At 44.6% G+C, this 17,851-nt stretch carries 18 protein-coding genes, 1 riboswitch and 1 other annotated feature; of the genes, 11 read left to right on the top strand and 7 right to left on the bottom strand.

Features of this window, described 5'->3' with window-relative positions:
• Nucleotides 1-81: 81 nt before the first annotated feature.
• The gene (locus BCV39_RS03100; RefSeq protein WP_102433210.1) at nucleotides 82-492 is read right to left on the bottom strand and encodes an H-NS family nucleoid-associated regulatory protein; all 411 of its coding nucleotides are present in this window, start codon (nucleotides 490-492) and stop codon (nucleotides 82-84) included.
• A gap of 364 nt (nucleotides 493-856) precedes the next feature.
• A riboswitch (Lysine riboswitch) is annotated at nucleotides 857-1,034 on the top strand.
• A gap of 112 nt (nucleotides 1,035-1,146) precedes the next feature.
• Here BCV39_RS03100 and BCV39_RS03105 point away from each other — a divergent pair.
• From BCV39_RS03105 to hisIE, 9 genes are all read left to right on the top strand, one after another.
• Entirely contained in the window at nucleotides 1,147-2,739 is a 1,593-nt protein-coding gene (locus BCV39_RS03105; protein ID WP_102433209.1) for a Na+/H+ antiporter NhaC family protein, read from the top strand.
• 190 nt (nucleotides 2,740-2,929) lie between these two features.
• Nucleotides 2,930-3,065, top strand: a sequence feature (His leader region).
• Nucleotides 3,066-3,118: 53 nt separating this feature from the next.
• On the top strand, nucleotides 3,119-4,015 hold the full coding sequence (hisG, locus tag BCV39_RS03110) for an ATP phosphoribosyltransferase (RefSeq protein WP_009848806.1): 897 nt from the start codon (nucleotides 3,119-3,121) through the stop codon (nucleotides 4,013-4,015).
• Nucleotides 4,015-5,316 carry a histidinol dehydrogenase gene (gene hisD, locus BCV39_RS03115; protein ID WP_102433208.1) on the top strand — a complete coding sequence of 434 codons (1,302 nt, stop codon included), beginning with the start codon at nucleotides 4,015-4,017 and terminating at the stop codon, nucleotides 5,314-5,316. The genes hisG and hisD overlap by 1 nt, the downstream gene beginning before the upstream one ends.
• 9 nt (nucleotides 5,317-5,325) lie before the next feature.
• Entirely contained in the window at nucleotides 5,326-6,366 is a 1,041-nt protein-coding gene (gene hisC, locus BCV39_RS03120) for a histidinol-phosphate transaminase (RefSeq protein ID WP_102433207.1), read from the top strand.
• A 131-nt stretch (nucleotides 6,367-6,497) separates the two neighbouring features.
• On the top strand, nucleotides 6,498-7,586 hold the full coding sequence (hisB, locus tag BCV39_RS03125) for a bifunctional histidinol-phosphatase/imidazoleglycerol-phosphate dehydratase HisB (protein ID WP_102433206.1): 1,089 nt from the start codon (nucleotides 6,498-6,500) through the stop codon (nucleotides 7,584-7,586).
• Between the two features lie 25 nt (nucleotides 7,587-7,611).
• The gene (hisH, locus tag BCV39_RS03130) at nucleotides 7,612-8,226 is read left to right on the top strand and encodes an imidazole glycerol phosphate synthase subunit HisH (protein ID WP_017630681.1); all 615 of its coding nucleotides are present in this window, start codon (nucleotides 7,612-7,614) and stop codon (nucleotides 8,224-8,226) included.
• Between the two features lie 43 nt (nucleotides 8,227-8,269).
• The gene (gene hisA, locus BCV39_RS03135; RefSeq protein ID WP_012604374.1) at nucleotides 8,270-9,007 is read left to right on the top strand and encodes a 1-(5-phosphoribosyl)-5-[(5-phosphoribosylamino)methylideneamino]imidazole-4-carboxamide isomerase; all 738 of its coding nucleotides are present in this window, start codon (nucleotides 8,270-8,272) and stop codon (nucleotides 9,005-9,007) included.
• Nucleotides 8,989-9,762 carry an imidazole glycerol phosphate synthase subunit HisF gene (gene hisF, locus BCV39_RS03140; protein WP_017630683.1) on the top strand — a complete coding sequence of 258 codons (774 nt, stop codon included), beginning with the start codon at nucleotides 8,989-8,991 and terminating at the stop codon, nucleotides 9,760-9,762. The genes hisA and hisF overlap by 19 nt, the downstream gene beginning before the upstream one ends.
• Nucleotides 9,759-10,409: a bifunctional phosphoribosyl-AMP cyclohydrolase/phosphoribosyl-ATP diphosphatase HisIE gene (hisIE, locus tag BCV39_RS03145; RefSeq protein WP_009848800.1), complete on the top strand. Its 651-nt coding sequence runs from the start codon at nucleotides 9,759-9,761 to the stop codon at nucleotides 10,407-10,409. The genes hisF and hisIE overlap by 4 nt, the downstream gene beginning before the upstream one ends.
• 183 nt (nucleotides 10,410-10,592) lie before the next feature.
• Here hisIE and BCV39_RS03150 read toward each other — a convergent pair whose 3' ends face one another.
• The 4 genes from BCV39_RS03150 to BCV39_RS03165 all read right to left on the bottom strand — a co-directional run bounded on the left by BCV39_RS03150 (nucleotide 10,593) and on the right by BCV39_RS03165 (nucleotide 13,883).
• Nucleotides 10,593-11,117, bottom strand: coding sequence for a YchJ family protein (locus tag BCV39_RS03150; RefSeq protein ID WP_102433205.1), 525 nt, complete (start codon nucleotides 11,115-11,117; stop codon nucleotides 10,593-10,595).
• Nucleotides 11,118-11,235: 118 nt separating this feature from the next.
• The gene (locus BCV39_RS03155) at nucleotides 11,236-12,453 is read right to left on the bottom strand and encodes an EAL domain-containing protein (RefSeq protein ID WP_102433204.1); all 1,218 of its coding nucleotides are present in this window, start codon (nucleotides 12,451-12,453) and stop codon (nucleotides 11,236-11,238) included.
• A gap of 123 nt (nucleotides 12,454-12,576) precedes the next feature.
• Nucleotides 12,577-13,311 carry a UDP-2,3-diacylglucosamine diphosphatase gene (gene lpxH, locus BCV39_RS03160; protein ID WP_102433203.1) on the bottom strand — a complete coding sequence of 245 codons (735 nt, stop codon included), beginning with the start codon at nucleotides 13,309-13,311 and terminating at the stop codon, nucleotides 12,577-12,579.
• A 77-nt stretch (nucleotides 13,312-13,388) separates the two neighbouring features.
• Nucleotides 13,389-13,883, bottom strand: coding sequence for a peptidylprolyl isomerase (locus BCV39_RS03165; protein WP_017060275.1), 495 nt, complete (start codon nucleotides 13,881-13,883; stop codon nucleotides 13,389-13,391).
• Nucleotides 13,884-14,073: 190 nt separating this feature from the next.
• Between BCV39_RS03165 and cysS the strand changes: the two genes are divergently transcribed.
• Both cysS and BCV39_RS03175 read left to right on the top strand, forming a co-directional pair.
• Nucleotides 14,074-15,459: a cysteine--tRNA ligase gene (gene cysS, locus BCV39_RS03170; RefSeq protein ID WP_102433202.1), complete on the top strand. Its 1,386-nt coding sequence runs from the start codon at nucleotides 14,074-14,076 to the stop codon at nucleotides 15,457-15,459.
• 97 nt (nucleotides 15,460-15,556) lie between these two features.
• Nucleotides 15,557-16,135 (top strand): thymidine kinase, encoded by a 579-nt coding sequence (locus tag BCV39_RS03175; protein WP_048658319.1) that lies wholly within the window; start codon nucleotides 15,557-15,559, stop codon nucleotides 16,133-16,135.
• A gap of 125 nt (nucleotides 16,136-16,260) precedes the next feature.
• On the opposite strand, the gene BCV39_RS03180 is transcribed toward BCV39_RS03175, so the two are convergent.
• The gene (locus BCV39_RS03180) at nucleotides 16,261-16,926 is read right to left on the bottom strand and encodes a YdcF family protein (RefSeq protein WP_102433201.1); all 666 of its coding nucleotides are present in this window, start codon (nucleotides 16,924-16,926) and stop codon (nucleotides 16,261-16,263) included.
• Nucleotides 16,919-17,773, bottom strand: coding sequence for an NAD(P)H-binding protein (locus BCV39_RS03185; protein ID WP_102433200.1), 855 nt, complete (start codon nucleotides 17,771-17,773; stop codon nucleotides 16,919-16,921). Before BCV39_RS03185 ends, BCV39_RS03180 begins: the two co-directional genes overlap by 8 nt.
• Between the last annotated feature and the right edge of the window lie 78 nt (nucleotides 17,774-17,851).

Here is a 17,851-nt window from a genome sequence, read left to right on the forward strand (position 1 = left end):
CGTAAATAATACTTTGGTCGACTAAAATATTAATTCTATTGCTTAGCGTGTAATTGATTACTCACTAAGTAAACTAAATGTTTAGATTGCAAACTCTTCTAGAGATTTACCAGCATCTAGCTGTTCTTGGATAGCTGAAGGCGTACGACCTTGACCTGTCCAAGTCTTCTCATCGCCATTTCCGTCTACATATTTGTATTTCGCAGGGCGAGGAGCGCGTTTAGCTTTAGTTGTTTTAGATTTTGCTTCACCAGAAAGTGCTGCAATTAGATCTGCAACATCAATTCCGTCTTTTGCAATTTGTTCAGCAATAGCAGAAAGCTTAGCTTCTTGCTCTGCTTTAGCAGCACGCTCTTCAGCTTCAGACTCTTGACGCTCTTGTACAACAATAGTCAGCTTGTCTAGCGCTTCTTCAAGTTGCTCAAGAGTTAATTCACGTGAGAACGCACGAAGGCTGCGGATATTTAATAGAGTTTTTGTTAATTCAGACATGATATTTTCCATCAAGGTAAACTAAATAATCCTCCTAATAATAAACAGAGCCTAGGAATAAAACAAATAGTATTTCTTCTATTACATATTTAAATATAAAAGTGAGATGAATAGTTGAAAATTCAGAGCCGTATTTCTATCGAATTTATAATAATTATTAAGATTATCTTAAAAACTGATATGTGACTGGTGGAGTAGTTAACTTATGTAGACTATTCTCTTATTGATTAGTTCATTAGCAAAAAGCTATTTTTCTCGGAATGATATGTTGCATTGTTGCTCTTGATGAGTACAATTGCGGCTACCTGATGCGAGGTATTGGTTAATTTGTTGTTAAACTCTGGTTTGCACGGTTAATAATGTTATCGCACGTAGAGGTGCAATTATAAAAAGTAACTTCCGTTGGGGTGATGCCAATGAACGGGAATGAAAGGTGTAATTGCCGAAGTAAATTGTATATCTAAGCAATTTGCTGGGGTTGTGCTCAATAGGTACAACACTGCCATAGTCTTAATTTTAAACTATGGAGCGCTACTGTAGGGTTGGGTGAAGTGTTCACTTCCCTTTCGCTTAGTTCAACATGAGCTTGGTCAGCCGTATCAAGTTTGTCTGCAGTAGATCTCTAGCCAAATAAAAAACTGGTTTTTGAAGATCATGAATTTAATAGATTTTGCAACATCACCTTTATCTTTGCTTCCGCCCCTTGTGGCTTTGAGCCTTGCTATTGTTACCCGCCGTGTATTGGTTTCTTTGGGTGTCGGTATCATCATGGGTGCGATTCTACTTGCTGACTACTCAGTAGGTAACGCAGTTAGTTACGTGTTTACTAAAGCATCTGGTGTTTTCATCGAAGATGGTGGCATCAACACTTGGAACATGAGCATCATTGCATTCCTAATTATTCTTGGAATGACAACTGCACTATTAACACTGTCTGGCGGTACTCGCGCATTCGCGGAGTGGGCACAGTCTCGCGTTAAGAGCAAACGTGGTTCAAAACTACTTGCTGCTTTCTTAGGTGTATTCATCTTCGTTGATGATTACTTTAACAGCCTAGCGGTTGGTGCCATCTCTCGTCCTGTAACAGACCGTTTCTACGTATCTCGCGCTAAGCTTGCTTATATCCTAGATTCAACGGCTGCTCCTATGTGTGTGATCATGCCTGCTTCTAGCTGGGGTGCTTACATCATCACTATCATTGGTGGCATCTTAGTGACACACGGTGTGACAGAGTATTCTGCACTGGGTGCATACGTTCGTCTTATCCCAATGAACTTCTACGCTGTATTCGCACTATTAATGGTGTTTGCAGTGGCATGGTTCGGTCTAGACGTTGGTAAGATGCGTGAGCATGAAATCGAAGCATCTCAAGGCCGTGGCTTTGAAGGCGACAACGATCAAAAGCAAGCACACGATCTAAACGAAGAGCTAGATATCGAAGAGAGCGAAAACGGTTCAGTTTCTGATCTGGTTATGCCAATCGTATCGCTAATTGTAGCGACAGTTGCAGCAATGCTTTACACAGGTGGCCAAGCGCTGGCTGCTGATGACCAAGCATTCAACCTTCTAGGTGCATTCGAAAACACGGATGTAGGTAAGTCTCTTGTTTACGGTGGTGTTATCGGTTTACTAGTAGCACTAGCGACAGTATTCAAGCAAAAGCTCTCTATGGCTGATATCGCAAGAACAATGTGGATCGGTGCTAGCTCTATGTTTGGCGCGATTCTGATTCTTGTGTTTGCATGGACTATCGGTTCTGTCATCGGCGACATGAAAACGGGTTCTTACCTATCGTCTCTAGTAACAGGCAGCATTGATTACCACTGGCTACCGGTTATGTTGTTCCTTCTAGCGGGCGTTATGGCGTTCTCGACAGGTACATCTTGGGGTACGTTCGGTATTATGTTACCTATCGCGGGCGACATGGCTGCAGCATCGGACATCGCGCTGATTCTTCCTATGCTAAGTGCGGTTCTAGCGGGTGCTGTATTTGGTGACCACTGTTCTCCAATCTCTGATACGACGATTCTGTCTTCTACTGGTGCTCGTTGTAATCACATCGACCACGTATCGACTCAGCTTCCATACGCGTTGTCTGTAGCGTTCGTATCGTGCATTGGTTTCATTACTCTAGGTATGACATCTTCAATTGGCATCGCATTTGGCGCAGCGTCTCTAACGTTTGTCGCTGTATGTTTTGCATTGGCTTACTTCTCTCGCTGTAAAATGGCGACGTGCAAAAGCTAAAACTGAAAGCTAATCAGTAAACTATCAGGGAGGCATTGGCCTCCCTTTTTTGTGCTTGTTAATTTAATTTTAAGTTTCGTGAAAAAAGTTAGAATAAATGGTTGAAAAAGGATCTCAGCTTAGTTAGTGTGGAGACAAGAAAGCAAACAACTGAAGAGCTTATAAGTATGCGTAAATTAGTAATGAACATTCATCACCATCATCACCCTATCTAGTCTTTCGGGGAGATTTACGTATACCCGGGAGCAAGAATTCTCCCGGAGGTTAAGTCAAAGAATTTAGATTTAAACCCTCGGGATGACAAAGTCTTCCGAGGGTTTTTTAGTTTTAGCGCTTTTAAATAATCAATAAATTCAAATATTTGCACAGGGATACAGCAATGCAGACACAACGCCTAAGAATCGCAATTCAAAAGAAAGGTCGCTTAAGTAAAGAGTGCCAAGACCTACTTAAAAAATGTGGTGTTAAATTTAACATCATGGGTGAGCGCCTAGTTGTTCATTCACTAAATATGCCAATCGACTTGTTATTAGTTCGTGATGATGACATCCCAGGTCTTATCATGGATGGTGTGGTTGACCTTGGTTTCATCGGTGAAAATGAACTAGAAGAAGTTCGACTAGACCGTGTTGCTCTAAAAGAGCCATCAGAGTTTCGCACACTACGCCGTTTAGACTTCGGTGGTTGCCGTCTTTCTATCGCAATCAACAAAGATGAAGTCTATAACGGGCCACAAGATCTTGCGGGCAAGCGTATTGCGACAACTTACCCACAACTACTGAAAGCCTACATGGATGAGCAGGGTGTTGAATTCAGCACTTGTATGCTAACAGGTTCGGTTGAAGTTGCTCCTCGCGCAGGTCTAGCAGACGCTATCGCTGATTTAGTTTCTACAGGTGCAACGCTTGAAGCGAATGGCCTAAAAGAAGCTGAAGCTATCTTCCAATCGAAAGCAACACTGATTCAACGTGTTGGTGATTTCGACGCAGACAAAACCGCACTGATTGAAAAACTACTGACTCGTATGCAGGGTGTTCAACAAGCGAAAGAGTCGAAGTACATCATGCTTCACGCGCCAACCTCTCAGCTAGAGCAAATCAAAGCACTACTGCCTGGTGCTGAAGATCCAACGGTTCTTCCGCTATCTACAGACAAAGACAAAGTTGCCGTTCACCTAGTAAGTACAGAGAACTTGTTCTGGGAAACAATGGAGCAGCTGAAAGAGTTGGGTGCAAGCTCGATTCTAGTATTACCAATCGAAAAAATGATGGGGTAGTGACGATGAGAACCGTTGTTTGGCAATCTTTAAGTGAATCACAGCAAGACTCGGTATTAGAGCGTCCAGCTATTACTGAAGGTGCAAACATCACCGCGACTGTTTCTGATGTGATTGCAAAAGTACGAAATGAAGGCGATGCCGCGCTTAGAGAGCTGACTGCAAAGTTTGATGGTGTGACTCCAGAATCCATTCGAGTCAGTTCGGGTGAGATCGAAGAGGCGTGTGCTCGTCTAACACCAGAGATGAAGCAAGCGTTAGAGCAAGCTTATAGCAACATTGCGAAGTTTCACGAAGCTCAAAAGCCGCAGCCAATTAAGGTTGAGACACAGCCTGGTGTTGTGTGTGAGCAAGTGACGCGCGCTATTAATACTGTTGGCCTTTATATTCCAGGTGGCAGTGCGCCACTTCCGTCAACGGTTCTTATGTTAGGTGTTCCCGCTCAAATCGCAGGTTGCCGCAAGGTTGTGCTTTGTTCACCTCCACCAATCGCAGATGAAATCTTGTATGTCGCTAAGCTTTGTAAGATCGACGAGGTTTACAACGTTGGTGGTGGTCAAGCGGTGGCTGCAATGGCTTACGGTACCGAGAGTGTAGCTAAAGTCGATAAGATCTTCGGCCCTGGCAACGCGTACGTAACGGAAGCGAAACGCCAAGTTAGCAACGACTTCCGCGGTGCGGCGATTGATATGCCTGCTGGCCCGTCTGAAGTGTTAGTGATTGCCGATGAAACTGCAGATGCAGATTTCATCGCGGCGGATTTACTGAGCCAAGCGGAGCACGGTCCTGATTCTCAGGTTGTGCTAGTAACACCATCTCCAGTGGTTGCTGACCAAGTAACAGAAGCGGTTCAGAAGCAATTGAAAGAACTGTCTCGTGCGAACATCGCTCAGCAAGCATTGGCTTCAAGCTTAATTATCATTGCTGAATCGATCACTCAAGCGATTGCGATTTCGAACTTCTACGGTCCTGAGCACTTGATTGTTCAAACCAAGAATCCACGTGAATTGCTGCCATTGCTAGATAATGCAGGCTCAATCTTCCTTGGTGACTGGTCTCCAGAATCTGCAGGTGACTACGCATCAGGCACAAACCACGTTCTTCCGACTTACGGTTACACGAAAACGTATTCAAGCCTGGGTTTAGCTGATTTCTCTAAGAGAATGACGGTGCAAGAGCTAACGGCTGACGGTTTGAAAGGCCTAGCGCCAACGGTAGTAACAATGGCGGAAGCCGAAGGCTTGGATGCACACAAACGCGCTGTGACCATCCGAGTTGAAAAGTTAAATAAAGCGAAATAAGGGTAGGGCATGGAAAAGTTAGCAAGAAAACAAGTTCAGGCTCTTACACCTTACTTGTCTGCAAGACGCATTGGCGGTACTGGTGATGTATGGCTCAATGCCAACGAATCTCCGTTTGATAACGAGTACAACCTAAACCTGTCTCGTCTTAATCGCTACAGCGAATGTCAGCCTAAAGAGTTGATTGACGCTTATGCACAATACGCCGGTGTGAAATCAGAGCAAACACTAACGACTCGTGGTGCTGATGAAGGCATCGAGTTATTGATTCGTGCTTTCTGTGAGCCGAACGAAGACGCTATTCTTTACTGCCCACCTACTTACGGTATGTACGCAATCAGTGCAGAGACGATTGGTGTTGAGCGTAAAGTTGTGCCTCTAACTTCTGAATGGCAACTGGATCTTCCTGCGATTGAAGCTCAACTCGACAACGTAAAGGTGGTGTTTGTTTGTAGCCCAAACAACCCAACCGGTAATTTGGTTAATCGTAAAGACATCATCAAGTTGCTTGAAATGACTCAAGACAAAGCGATCGTGGTGATGGACGAAGCGTATATCGATTTTTGTCCAGAAGCGTCAACCGTTGATTTGCTTGAGCAATATCCAAACCTCGCGATCCTACGCACCTTGTCGAAGGCTTTTGCTTTAGCGGGTTTACGTTGTGGTTTTACGCTGGCGAATAAAGCGCTTATCGATGTGCTGTTGAAAGTGATTGCTCCTTACCCAGTGCCAATCCCTGTTGCTGACATTGCCGTTCAAGCACTTTCAGAGCAAGGACTTGCACGAGCTAAGTTCCAGGTCCTGGATTTAAGTGCGAACCGAGCGTATTTGCAAGCGGGTCTATTAGGTATGCCTCAAGTGACGGTATTTGATGGTTGGGGTAACTACCTACTGGTTAAATTCCCGAACGGCGATAAGTTGTTTAAAGCGGCTTGGGATACGGGCATCATCTTGCGTAATTCACCAATTGAAGACTGTGTTCGCATTAGTATTGGTAACCGCGAAGAGTGCGAAAAGACACTTGGATTCATTCGTAACTTTTATCAGTAACGAAAGGCTTACCAGTAATAACATTTACCAGTTTGATTTGATTAATCGCAGGCTGGTAAGTGAAACCAATATTTTGGGTTAGCGTTTGATTTTAGCTAGGCCACCAGATTTAAAATTAAAAGGAAGTTCAAGTGAGTAAACAACAGAAAATACTTTTTATAGACCGCGACGGCACCTTAATTGTTGAGCCGCCAGTTGACTTTCAAGTAGACCGTTTAGACAAGCTAAAATTCGAACCGCTAGTGATTCCTAGCCTGCTTGCACTGCAAGATGCTGGTTACCGTCTAGTGATGGTGACTAACCAAGACGGCCTAGGTACCGATAGCTACCCACAAGAAGATTTCGATGCGCCACACAATATGATGATGGAGTTCTTCGAATCTCAAGGCGTTAAGTTTGACGACGTGCTTATTTGCCCTCACTTTGACGAAGACAACTGCTCTTGCCGCAAGCCTAAATTAGGTATGGTTAAAGAGTATTTACAAGGCGGTAAAGTCGACTTCCAACACTCTGTTGTGATTGGCGACCGAATGACGGATCTTCAACTTGCAGAGAATATGGCAATCCGCGGTATTCAATATGGCCCTGATGCAGAAACGGAAGGTACGCTTAACTGGCCACAAATCGTTAAAGATCTGACGGTTAATGCTCGCGTTGCTGAAGTGGTTCGTACAACTAAAGAAACCGACATTAAGGTAGCTGTAAACCTTGATGAAACCGGTGGTAATAAGATCGATACCGGCATGGGTTTCTTCGACCACATGCTTGATCAAATCGCGACACACGGTGGTTTCCAAATGAACCTGACGGTGAAAGGCGATCTACACATTGATGATCACCACACAGTGGAAGATACGGCACTTGCGTTAGGCCAAGCTCTGAAAGATGCACTAGGTGACAAACGTGGTATTGGCCGTTTTGGTTTTAGCCTGCCAATGGATGAATGTTTGGCTCAGTGTGCGCTAGACCTTTCTGGTCGTCCATACCTGAAGTTCGATGCTAAATTCAGTCGTGAGCAAGTGGGTGATCTTTCAACAGAGATGGTGGTTCACTTCTTCCGTTCTCTAACCGACACTCTGGCTTGTACGCTACACCTTTCTTCTGCTGGCAATAATGATCACCACATCATTGAGAGCCTGTTCAAAGCGTTTGGCCGTACTCTTCGCCAAGCAATCAAAGTTGAAGGTAATGAGTTACCAAGCAGCAAAGGCGTCCTGTAAGGCTAACGTTAGCAAGGAAAAAACAATGAAAGATCAAAAAGTCGTCATCATTGATACTGGGTGTGCCAACGTTTCTTCGGTTAAATTTGCCATTGAACGTTTGGGTTACGCAGTTGAAATTTCAAAAGAACCTGAAGTTGTTCTTGCTGCCGATAAGCTATTCCTACCCGGTGTAGGTACAGCAAGTGAGGCAATGAAGAACCTGCAAGAGCGCGACCTTGTTTCTCTTGTGAAGAAAGTAGAGAAGCCTCTGCTTGGTATTTGTTTAGGTATGCAACTGTTAGGCAAATTATCTCAAGAGAAAGGCCAAAAGGCTGACGAGTTAGTTGAATGTCTAGGTTTGTGTGATGGTGAAGTGCGTTTACTCGAAACGGGCGATTTGCCATTACCACACATGGGTTGGAACACAGTAACTTCGACACCTAACCATCCTTTGTTTAAAGATATTGAAGAAGGCGAATATTTCTACTTCGTTCACAGCTTCGCAATGCCAGTGGGCGACTACACAATCGCACAATGTGATTACGGTAATCCGTTTACAGCGGCGGTTCAAAGTGGCAATTATTATGGTGTTCAGTTCCACCCAGAGCGATCTTCGAAAGCTGGCTCTAAGCTGATTCAGAACTTCTTGGAATTGTAATAAGGATTAGGCAGCGGCTAACGTTGCCATATAAGGAATGTAAATGATTATTCCCGCGTTAGATTTAATTGAAGGTCAAGTAGTTCGCTTATTCCAAGGAGACTACGGGCAAGTAACAGAATACAAAGTAGACCCAGCAGAGCAGTTTAACCTGTATCACCAAGCTGGCGCAGGTTGGCTGCATCTTGTTGACTTAACGGGTGCAAAAGACACAACGGCTCGTCAGTTAGACTTGATTGCTAAGCTACTTGCTAGCACGCCTGCGAACATCCAGATTGGTGGTGGCGTGCGTAACGAACAAGATGTCGTTGACCTACTGGAAGCTGGTGCACAGCGCGTTGTGGTTGGTTCTACAGCAGTTAAGCAACCAGAGCTGGTTAAAGGTTGGATGGAAAAGTACGGCGCTGAAAAAATCGTGCTTGCTCTGGACATCAACATCGATGAAAGCGGCACACGTAAAGTGGCAATTTCAGGTTGGCAAGAAGATTCAGGCGTGACTATTGAAGCGCTGATTGAAGACTACCTAACAGTGGGTCTTAAACACGTTCTATGTACTGACATTTCACGTGATGGCACGCTAGAAGGGTCAAACGTCGAGCTTTATGTTGACCTTTGTAAACAATACCCACAGGTTCAATTCCAATCATCGGGCGGCATTGGCAGCTTAGCGGATATCGAAGCTCTAAAAGGCAGCGGTGTTGCTGGTGTGATTGTTGGTCGTGCGTTACTTGATGGCAAGTTTACCGCAGAGGAGGCATTTGCATGTTGGCAAAGCGAATAATCCCTTGTTTGGATGTCCGTGACGGACAAGTGGTGAAGGGCGTTCAGTTCCGTAACCACGAAATCATTGGCGACATCGTTCCGTTAGCACAGCGCTATGCGGAAGAGGGCGCTGATGAGCTCGTATTTTATGACATCACGGCATCGAGTGATGGCCGTGTCGTCGATAAAAGCTGGGTGAAGCGCGTAGCAGAAGTGATTGACATTCCTTTCTGTGTTGCTGGTGGTATTAAATCAGCAGAAGATGCAGCGCGCATTCTTGAATTTGGTGCCGATAAAGTATCGATCAACTCGCCTGCACTTGCTAACCCTCAATTGATCACTGACCTTGCTGATAAGTTCGGCGTGCAGTGTATTGTTGTCGGTATCGATTCATACTTCGATAAAGAAACCGGTAAATATCAGGTTTACCAATTCACTGGCGATGAGGCGCGTACTAAAGCGACCAAATGGGAAACCAAAGATTGGGTGCAGGAAGTACAGAAACGTGGCGCAGGTGAGATTGTGTTAAACATGATGAACCAAGATGGCGTTCGTAACGGCTATGACATCGAACAGTTAAACATGGTACGTGAAGTATGCAATGTACCTCTGATTGCTTCTGGTGGCGCAGGTGCAATGGAGCACTTTGCTGAAGCCTATAAGAAGACCAACGTGGACGGAGCGCTAGCAGCTTCGGTATTCCACAAGCAAGTCATCAATATTGGTGAACTTAAACAGTATTTAAAACAACAAGATGTAGAGGTGCGACTATGAGTTTTGAAACCGCAAGCTTATCAAAAACAGAAGTAGGCGCATTATCAGAGCGTATTAACTGGGAAAAAGTAGATGGCTTAGTACCAGCTATTGTTCAAGATTACCAATCGAGCCAAGTGTTAATGATGGGATACATGAACCCAGCAGCACTTGAGAAAACAGGTGAAACTGGCAATGTGACGTTTTTCTCTCGCACCAAAGAGCGCCTTTGGACGAAAGGTGAAACGTCAGGCAACGTATTACAACTGCAAAACATCGCCTTGGACTGTGACAGCGACACTTTACTGGTTAAAGTTAATCCCATTGGTCCAACGTGCCACACAGGTACAACAACGTGTTGGGATGGAGACAAGCAAGAAGAGTCTCAGATGGTGTGGCTTCATCAGCTTGAGCAGCTACTGGCTGCCCGCAAGGACGCAGACCCTGAGTCTTCTTATACTGCCAGTCTATATGCCCGTGGCACCAAGCGTATTTCGCAAAAAGTGGGCGAAGAAGGCGTTGAAGTCGCGCTTGCGGCGACGTCGGGCGATAAGGCGGAACTAGTGTGTGAATCAGCAGATTTGATTTACCACCTAATGGTTCTTCTTCAAGACCAAGGCCTATCGATGAACGACGTGGTAAATAAACTTAAAGAGCGTCATAAGTAAGCCTCTTTAGATTTATCGAACCGCGTAAAAAATAGATAAAAGCCCCGTAAACAACCATGTTTACGGGGCTTTTTAATCATCTAAGATATTAATCTACTTTAAAAGCACTGAACATCGTCATTCCGAGGAGCTTAGGTGACATCAGGAATCTATCTCAGCGCTTAGCTACCTTAAATCTCAGTATTACCCGCAGCACTTTTTATATTTCTTCCCACTACCACAAATGCAAGGGTCATTACGGCCAATCTTGAAGCTCTCTACGGTTTGGTTTAGGCGAGGGTCAATCTCTGGTTCTGTTAGCTTTTCATGTTCGTTTTCTTGCTCTGGGAACTCGCCATCGATATAAAACCATAGGCCGTTTTCACGAACGAAACGCGAGCGCTCTTGCATACAGTACTGCGCGCCGTCTTCATTGAAGTAAGCTTTAAATTCAACAAAGCCTTCGTCTTGGTGCGAGCCTGCCGCCGTATCGATGACTTCAAGACCTGCCCAATCACTGTCGATAGATTCGGTAATGCCTTCTCTTTGCGACTCAGCATCACAGCTAGGGTGATAGGTAGCAATTACATAATCAACCAATCCTAAAACGTGCGCGGAATAACGAGAGCGCATCAGCTGCTTTGGAGTTTCAACTGAGCTGTGATCGAGGTGCGCTGATTCACAGCACTGTTGGTAAGTATTATTACTACCGCATGGGCATAAAGACATAGTCAGATCCTGTAAAAATGGCCTCTATTAAGAGGCCATAAATGAATGCGTGGGAGTTTACCAAGAAACGATCGCTCACCAAAGTTAAGTTTCTATTGAAGTTGTTGTGTGAATTACGCTATTTCAGGGCTGGAGATAATAGTTCTTGGGCCCAAGTCGTCGCTTCGTCATAAGCTTGACCAAGTTGAGCTTCACTCAGTTTGAGAAGCTGGCGAATACGAGTCGCTTCATCCCAACGAGCTTGTTCATAAGCAACCACCATCGCCAACACAGCACCTAACACGCCTTTACGTTGAATTAAGGCTTGTTTGATCTCTACGTCGATCGGCACTGAATCGAGTACTTGTTTCAATGGTTGGTCAAAGAGTGAGTCCAATAGAGAGAACATACCGGTCAAAAAGGCTTGTCCAGGCTCAACCTTAACATTCATCTTCTCGACTAAGAGTTCACATTGACGTGCGCGTATTACCGCTAAACCATAGAGAGAGTCCGGCTTATCTTCTTTCGCGGAGGCGATAGCCACAAGAGAAACGAACTTACGCAGCTTTTGTTCGCCAAGGTAAATAAGCGCTTGGCGGAATGAGCGAATCGTCGTTGCTGAACCACCTGCAGAGTTTACGTAGGTAAGTAGCTTATACGACATGGTCACATCAAGCGTAATTAAACGCTCTACTTCACCAAAGTCGATAGGGTCGTGTGCAATCTCTTTTAACAGCTGAACGGTCGTCAGGAATGCAGGGTTGAGCGCACGCGTTTGGATCATTTCTGGCTTGCTAAAGAAGTAACCTTGAAAGTAAGTGAAGCCTGCTTTCTTCGCTTCTTGGTATTCTTCGTACGTTTCTACCTTCTCAGCTAGGAACTTGATATCTAGCCCTTTGAGTGAGTTCATAAACATCGCTGCTTTGGCAATTGGCGTCAAACGGATATCGAACTTGATAATCGAAACGTAGGGTAAGAAGCGCTTCCAAGCTTTACTTGGTACAAAGTCATCTAACGCGATGGTATAACCTGCATCAAAGATAGTTTTGATTGCTTCAAGTAACTCGTCTGTCGGTTCGCAGTCTTCAAGAACCTCTACAACGAGGCTTTCTTTGGGAAACAGAGTAGGGACCAAGTTGATTAGGCTTGCGTAAGGGAAGTTCACGAACCCAAGCTTATCACCCAACGTATTATAGTGGGTCGATAAGAAGTGATCGGAAAGCAAACGGCTAGTAGCGAGCTCCGGCTCTACTTCAGGGAAAGTGTTCTTAGGACCATCCCTGAATAGCAACTCGTAACCTATGGTCTTCTTGTCTGAATCGAGTATTGGTTGACGCGCTACGTATGAATATTTCAACTTGGTACTGTGTTCGGTTTATTTCTGGTAGAGAGATAATAGCTAATTCAGTAGAAATTACCATACACTTTCTAAGAAAGTCTGACCGACAATAATAATCAAACTGAAAGTTTAAGAGTGACGTTAAAAGCTATTGCTAAACGCTCGATTCTGTAGTTCAAAACTTTGCGGCGTGAACACCAGCACGGAACCTTGCGTATACCAATCGCCAAGTACGATACGGGTTTTAGTGCAATTGTTGGCACTAAATGTATGGATGTCTGGACGATGAGTATGGCCGTGGATCATCAGATCAACGTTGTTTCGTTCCATCACATCTTCGACTTCTTGTTGTGTCACATCCATGATGTCGAGAGACTTAGTCTGCTTGTCATCTTTGATATCGGATTGAACCTTCGAGACGATCTTCTTCTTGATGAAAAATGGAATTCTGTTGAAGACCCATTGAAGCCATGGTTGATGTACTTTTTCTCTGAAGGCGAGATACTTTACATCTTCGGTGCATAGAGTATCACCATGTAACACAACCGCTTTTTGGCCATAAATATCGATAGTCGATACTTCGTCTAGCAGTTTCACACCGGTTTGCTTGGCAAACTTTTTGCCGACAAGGAAATCACGGTTACCTTGAGTGAAGTAGCAAGGTACGCCTGTTTTTACCAAATCAATAAATGCTTGGCGGATAGAAGTCGCGAACTCACTTTTGTCGTCGTCACCAATCCAGAATTCGAAAAGGTCACCTAATACGTAGAGTGCATCCGCTTCTACCGCTTCGTTCTTCATGAAGGTTAGGAAGCAGTCGGTGATGTCTTGTCGTGAGGGAGCAAGGTGCAGATCTGATATAAAATATGTTTTCATAGGTCTAAAAAAAGGGAGCGATTCGCTCCCTATATCCTGATTTTATCGGCTCATCAATACTAACCGAAAGCGATGAATTAAGCTTCGATTGTAGTACCAGTGATGATCACTTCTTCTAGAGGTACATCTTGGTGCATACCCATAGAACCAGTGCTAACACCTTTGATCTTGTTTACGATGTCCATGCCTTCAACAACTTCTGCGAATACACAGTAGCCCCAACCGTCTAGGCTTTCGCTACGGAAGTTTAGGAAAGAGTTGTCGTTAACGTTGATGAAGAACTGAGAGCTCGCTGAATGCGGTTCCATAGTACGAGCCATTGCTAGCGTACCAACTTTGTTCGCTAGACCGTTGTTTGCTTCGTTCTTGATAGTTGCACGAGTTGCCTTTTCTTTAAGGCCAGAAGTCATGCCGCCGCCTTGAATCATGAAACCATCGATAACACGGTGGAATAGTGTGTTGTCGTAGAAACCGTCACGGCAATACTGTAGGAAGTTTGCGCTTGTTTCTGGTGCTTTTTCTTCGTTTAGTTGAACTTTGATGTCACCAAAATTTGTGTGAAGGATGATCATGATTGTTACCTTACTGTCTTTTTAATATGAAGTTCGAATTCTAGCGCATGTTGGCGGACTTTCAAATCATCAAATCATTCACTTAACTCAGATGTTTGAGGTAATTCCTGCTTTTGGGGATTACCTATTAAGGTATGACTTGTTATACTGCGAGCTTATTTTTGATTAATACACAAAATAGATAGAGATCATGCTGAAGATATATAACACGCTCACAAGACAGAAAGAGGAATTCAAACCAATTACAGCTGGCAAAGTCGGCATGTATGTCTGTGGGGTAACCATATACGATCTCTGTCACATTGGTCATGGTCGTACGTTCGTTTCTTTCGACGTAGTAACTCGTTACCTTCGTTACCTTGGTTACGATTTGAACTTCGTTCGTAACATCACAGATATTGATGACAAAATCATCAAGCGCGCTAACGAAAACGGCGAGTCTTGTGACTCTCTGACTGATCGTCTAATCGGCGAAATGCACGCTGATTTCGATGCGTTGAACATGAAGCGTCCAGACGTTGAACCTCGTGCAACGGATTTCATCACTGAAATCATCGAACTTGTTGAAAAGCTGATTGAACGCGGCTACGCATATGTTGCAAGTAACGGCGACGTAATGTTCGAAGTTAAGAAGTTCGAAGAATACGGTAAGCTTTCTAAGCAAGACCTTGATCAGCTTCAAGCTGGCGCTCGTGTTGACATAGACTCTGCAAAACGTAGTCCGCTAGATTTCGTGGTTTGGAAGATGTCTAAGCCAGGTGAACCAACATGGGAATCACCATGGGGTCCAGGTCGTCCAGGTTGGCACATTGAATGTTCAGCAATGAACTCGTCTATTCTAGGTAATCACTTCGATATCCACGGTGGCGGCTCAGATCTACAATTCCCACACCACGAGAATGAAATCGCGCAATCTTGCTGTGCACATGGTACTGACTATGTAAACACATGGATGCACAGTGGCATGGTGATGGTAGACAGAGAAAAAATGTCTAAGTCACTAGGTAACTTCTTCACTATCCGTGATGTGCTAGCACACTACGATGCTGAAACAGTGCGTTACTTCCTAATGTCTGGTCACTACCGTAGCCAACTGAACTACAGTGAAGACAACCTAAACCAAGCTCGCGCATCGCTAGAGCGTCTATACACGTCACTTCGTGGCCTAGACCTTACCGCAGCTCCTGCTGGTGGCGAAGAGTACGTAACTCGCTTCTCTACTGCGATGAACGATGATTTCAACACGCCTGAAGCTTACTCAGTGCTGTTTGAAATGGCGCGTGAAATCAACCGTATCAAGCCTGAAAGCATCGAAAAAGCAAGCGGACTTGGTGCATTGATGCGTGAACTAGCGGACATCATCGGTATTCTTCACCAAGAGCCAGAAGCCTTCCTACAAGGTGATGCGGCTGGTAACGATGACGAAGTGGCTGAAATCGAAGCGTTGATCAAACTGCGTAACGACTCTCGAGCTTCAAAGGATTGGGCAAATGCCGACCTTGCACGTGATAAGTTAAACGAGTTAGGCATCGTTCTAGAAGACGGCCCAGAAGGTACGACTTGGCGTCGCAAGTAAATCTTATAAAAAAGGGCTGATTTTCAGCCCTTTTTTCTAGCAAAAATTCTCTAATTTCACCTTTTCATATTCAATTTTATTTAACAGGAATATTTCTGTGGCTCAGATGTATTTTTACTACTCGGCAATGAATGCGGGTAAATCAACAACGCTTCTTCAATCGTCATTCAACTACCAAGAACGTGGTATGACGCCAGTGATCTTCACGGCTGCATTGGATGATCGCTATGGTATCGGTAAAGTAAGCTCAAGAATTGGTCTGCAATCTGAAGCTCAACTTTTTAAAAATGACACTAACATGTTTGATGCGATCAAAAAGCTGAACGACGAAGAGAAGCGTCACTGTGTGTTGATCGATGAGTGTCAATTCTTGTCGAAAGAGCAGGTGTATCAGCTTACAGAAGTAGTGGATAAACTTCATATTCCTGTGCTGTGTTATGGCTTACGCACTGACTTCTTGGGCGAGCTGTTTGAAGGTAGCCGTTACTTACTGTCTTGGGCGGACAAGCTGGTGGAGCTGAAAACCATCTGTCATTGTGGCCGTAAAGCGAACATGGTTATTCGTACCGATGAGCACGGTGTCGCGATCGCTGAAGGTGATCAAGTGGCAATTGGTGGCAATGACAAATACGTTTCTGTTTGCCGTCTGCACTACAAAGAAGCATTAGGTAAATAAGCAAAACTATTTGCTGTTGTTACTAACAGGAAAGAATGAAAAACGGTGACCAAGTGTCACCGTTTTTGTTTACTGAACTTATGTTTTTACTTTATGCCAAGCCTAGCTTTTACTTTATTGGAGACTTATTCGAATCCGAGCTTCTTCAATGCTTGATAGGCGTGGTCAACGTCATCGGGGATGGGCATCTCAACCTGAAAGCCTTTCTCTGGGTAGGATTTGATTCGTTCGTAATCAGCAATCAATGCACCTAACACCATGTCTAACGGCAACTCTTCATTAAAGTAATCATCCCAATTTTGCCAACGTGATGTCACGGTTATCTCGGACGTTTCGTCAGGCCACTGTTTACTAAAGGTCGCGTAAGTTCGTTTTTCCATAAAGGGCTTCTGAACTAAGGTTAGCCTCTTCGGTGATAACCCTTGCTCTTTCAGTAACTCATGAGTGAAGCGGACATTTTCCCCAGTGTTTGTCGCGTGTTTCTCTATGATAATGTCAGAGTCAGGCACACCACAATCTCGTGCGATAGAAGCGAATGTTTCAGCTTCTGAGCGCTCAAAGCTTCCTTCGGTAAAGCGTCCCACACCACCAGAAAAAACAATGTAAGGCGCGATCTGTTGGTGATAAAGCTCAGCTGCATATTCAGCGACGCGAGTATCATTGCTGCACAATACAAAGATGCAGTCTGAAGGCGTAACCTTGTGACCCATCGACATAAAGTTCCAAAGGGTGTCTACCGAGCGGTGCAGTTTTGTGTTGGGATATTTGTTAGCCATAGATTGTTCAGTCATGAAGTGCATCCAATGTGGATTCGAATTTAAATGAATAACCTAAATCGAGAATCTTCTTCGAAGAGATTAATTTGTCTGGGGTATCAACAACAGCGGGTAGAGGCTCACTGCTGTTGGCGCTTTTCAGTGCTGCGGCATAAAACTCCGCCTTACTGACCGTATTTGGCGTCGTCACGTTAACCACTTCGTTGTGCAGCTGACTGATAGCGAAATCGACAGCGCCAATCGCGTCATCAAGGTGCAGCATGTTGGCTGGAGCTTGAGTACTCACTTGCTTTAGCTTACTAGCAAACCTTGATGGGTGACGACTTGGACCTATTAATCCACTAAAGCGAAGAATGGTGTAGTCGATACCTGAATCAATCACTGACTGTTCAGCTTGCAGCATGATTCGCGCGTTATCGGAAAATGAAGATGCGTTCTCGTTACCTGAGGTTGAAAGGGGGAGCGATGCATCCAGCTCATTCAACACACCCGGCTTGGTTGGGTATACCGTAGTTGAACTGACCATAATGAGCTTTTTAATGTTGGCCTTTTGACATGCATTGGTGAGTTGCTGCCAGTAGTCGGCATACTCTTGTCCTGCTCCTTTTCTAAAGCCAGGAGGGAAGCTGCCAATTACAATTTCAGTATTGTTTTCGAGTAACAGTGAATAGAGTCGCCCGATAGTCTGTTCTGGCTTTGATGAGTCAAAACTAAACACTTCACATGGGATTCGTTCGTTACCAATGGCCTCCGCTCCCGCTTGGGTCGTTTTCGTGACCACCACTCGGTTACCATGTTTTTCTAGATGTTTGGATAAAGGTGCACCGACCCATCCTGCACCGACAATAAATATAGAAGCCATCTGTACCTCACAACGACAAGCTATGGATTTACAATAAGCCTAACAAACCTTGGCCCAAAAATGAAAAAACTCCACGGC

It is taken from the genome of Vibrio sp. 10N.286.55.E10, assembly GCF_002872555.1.
Lineage (GTDB): Bacteria > Pseudomonadota > Gammaproteobacteria > Enterobacterales > Vibrionaceae > Vibrio > Vibrio crassostreae.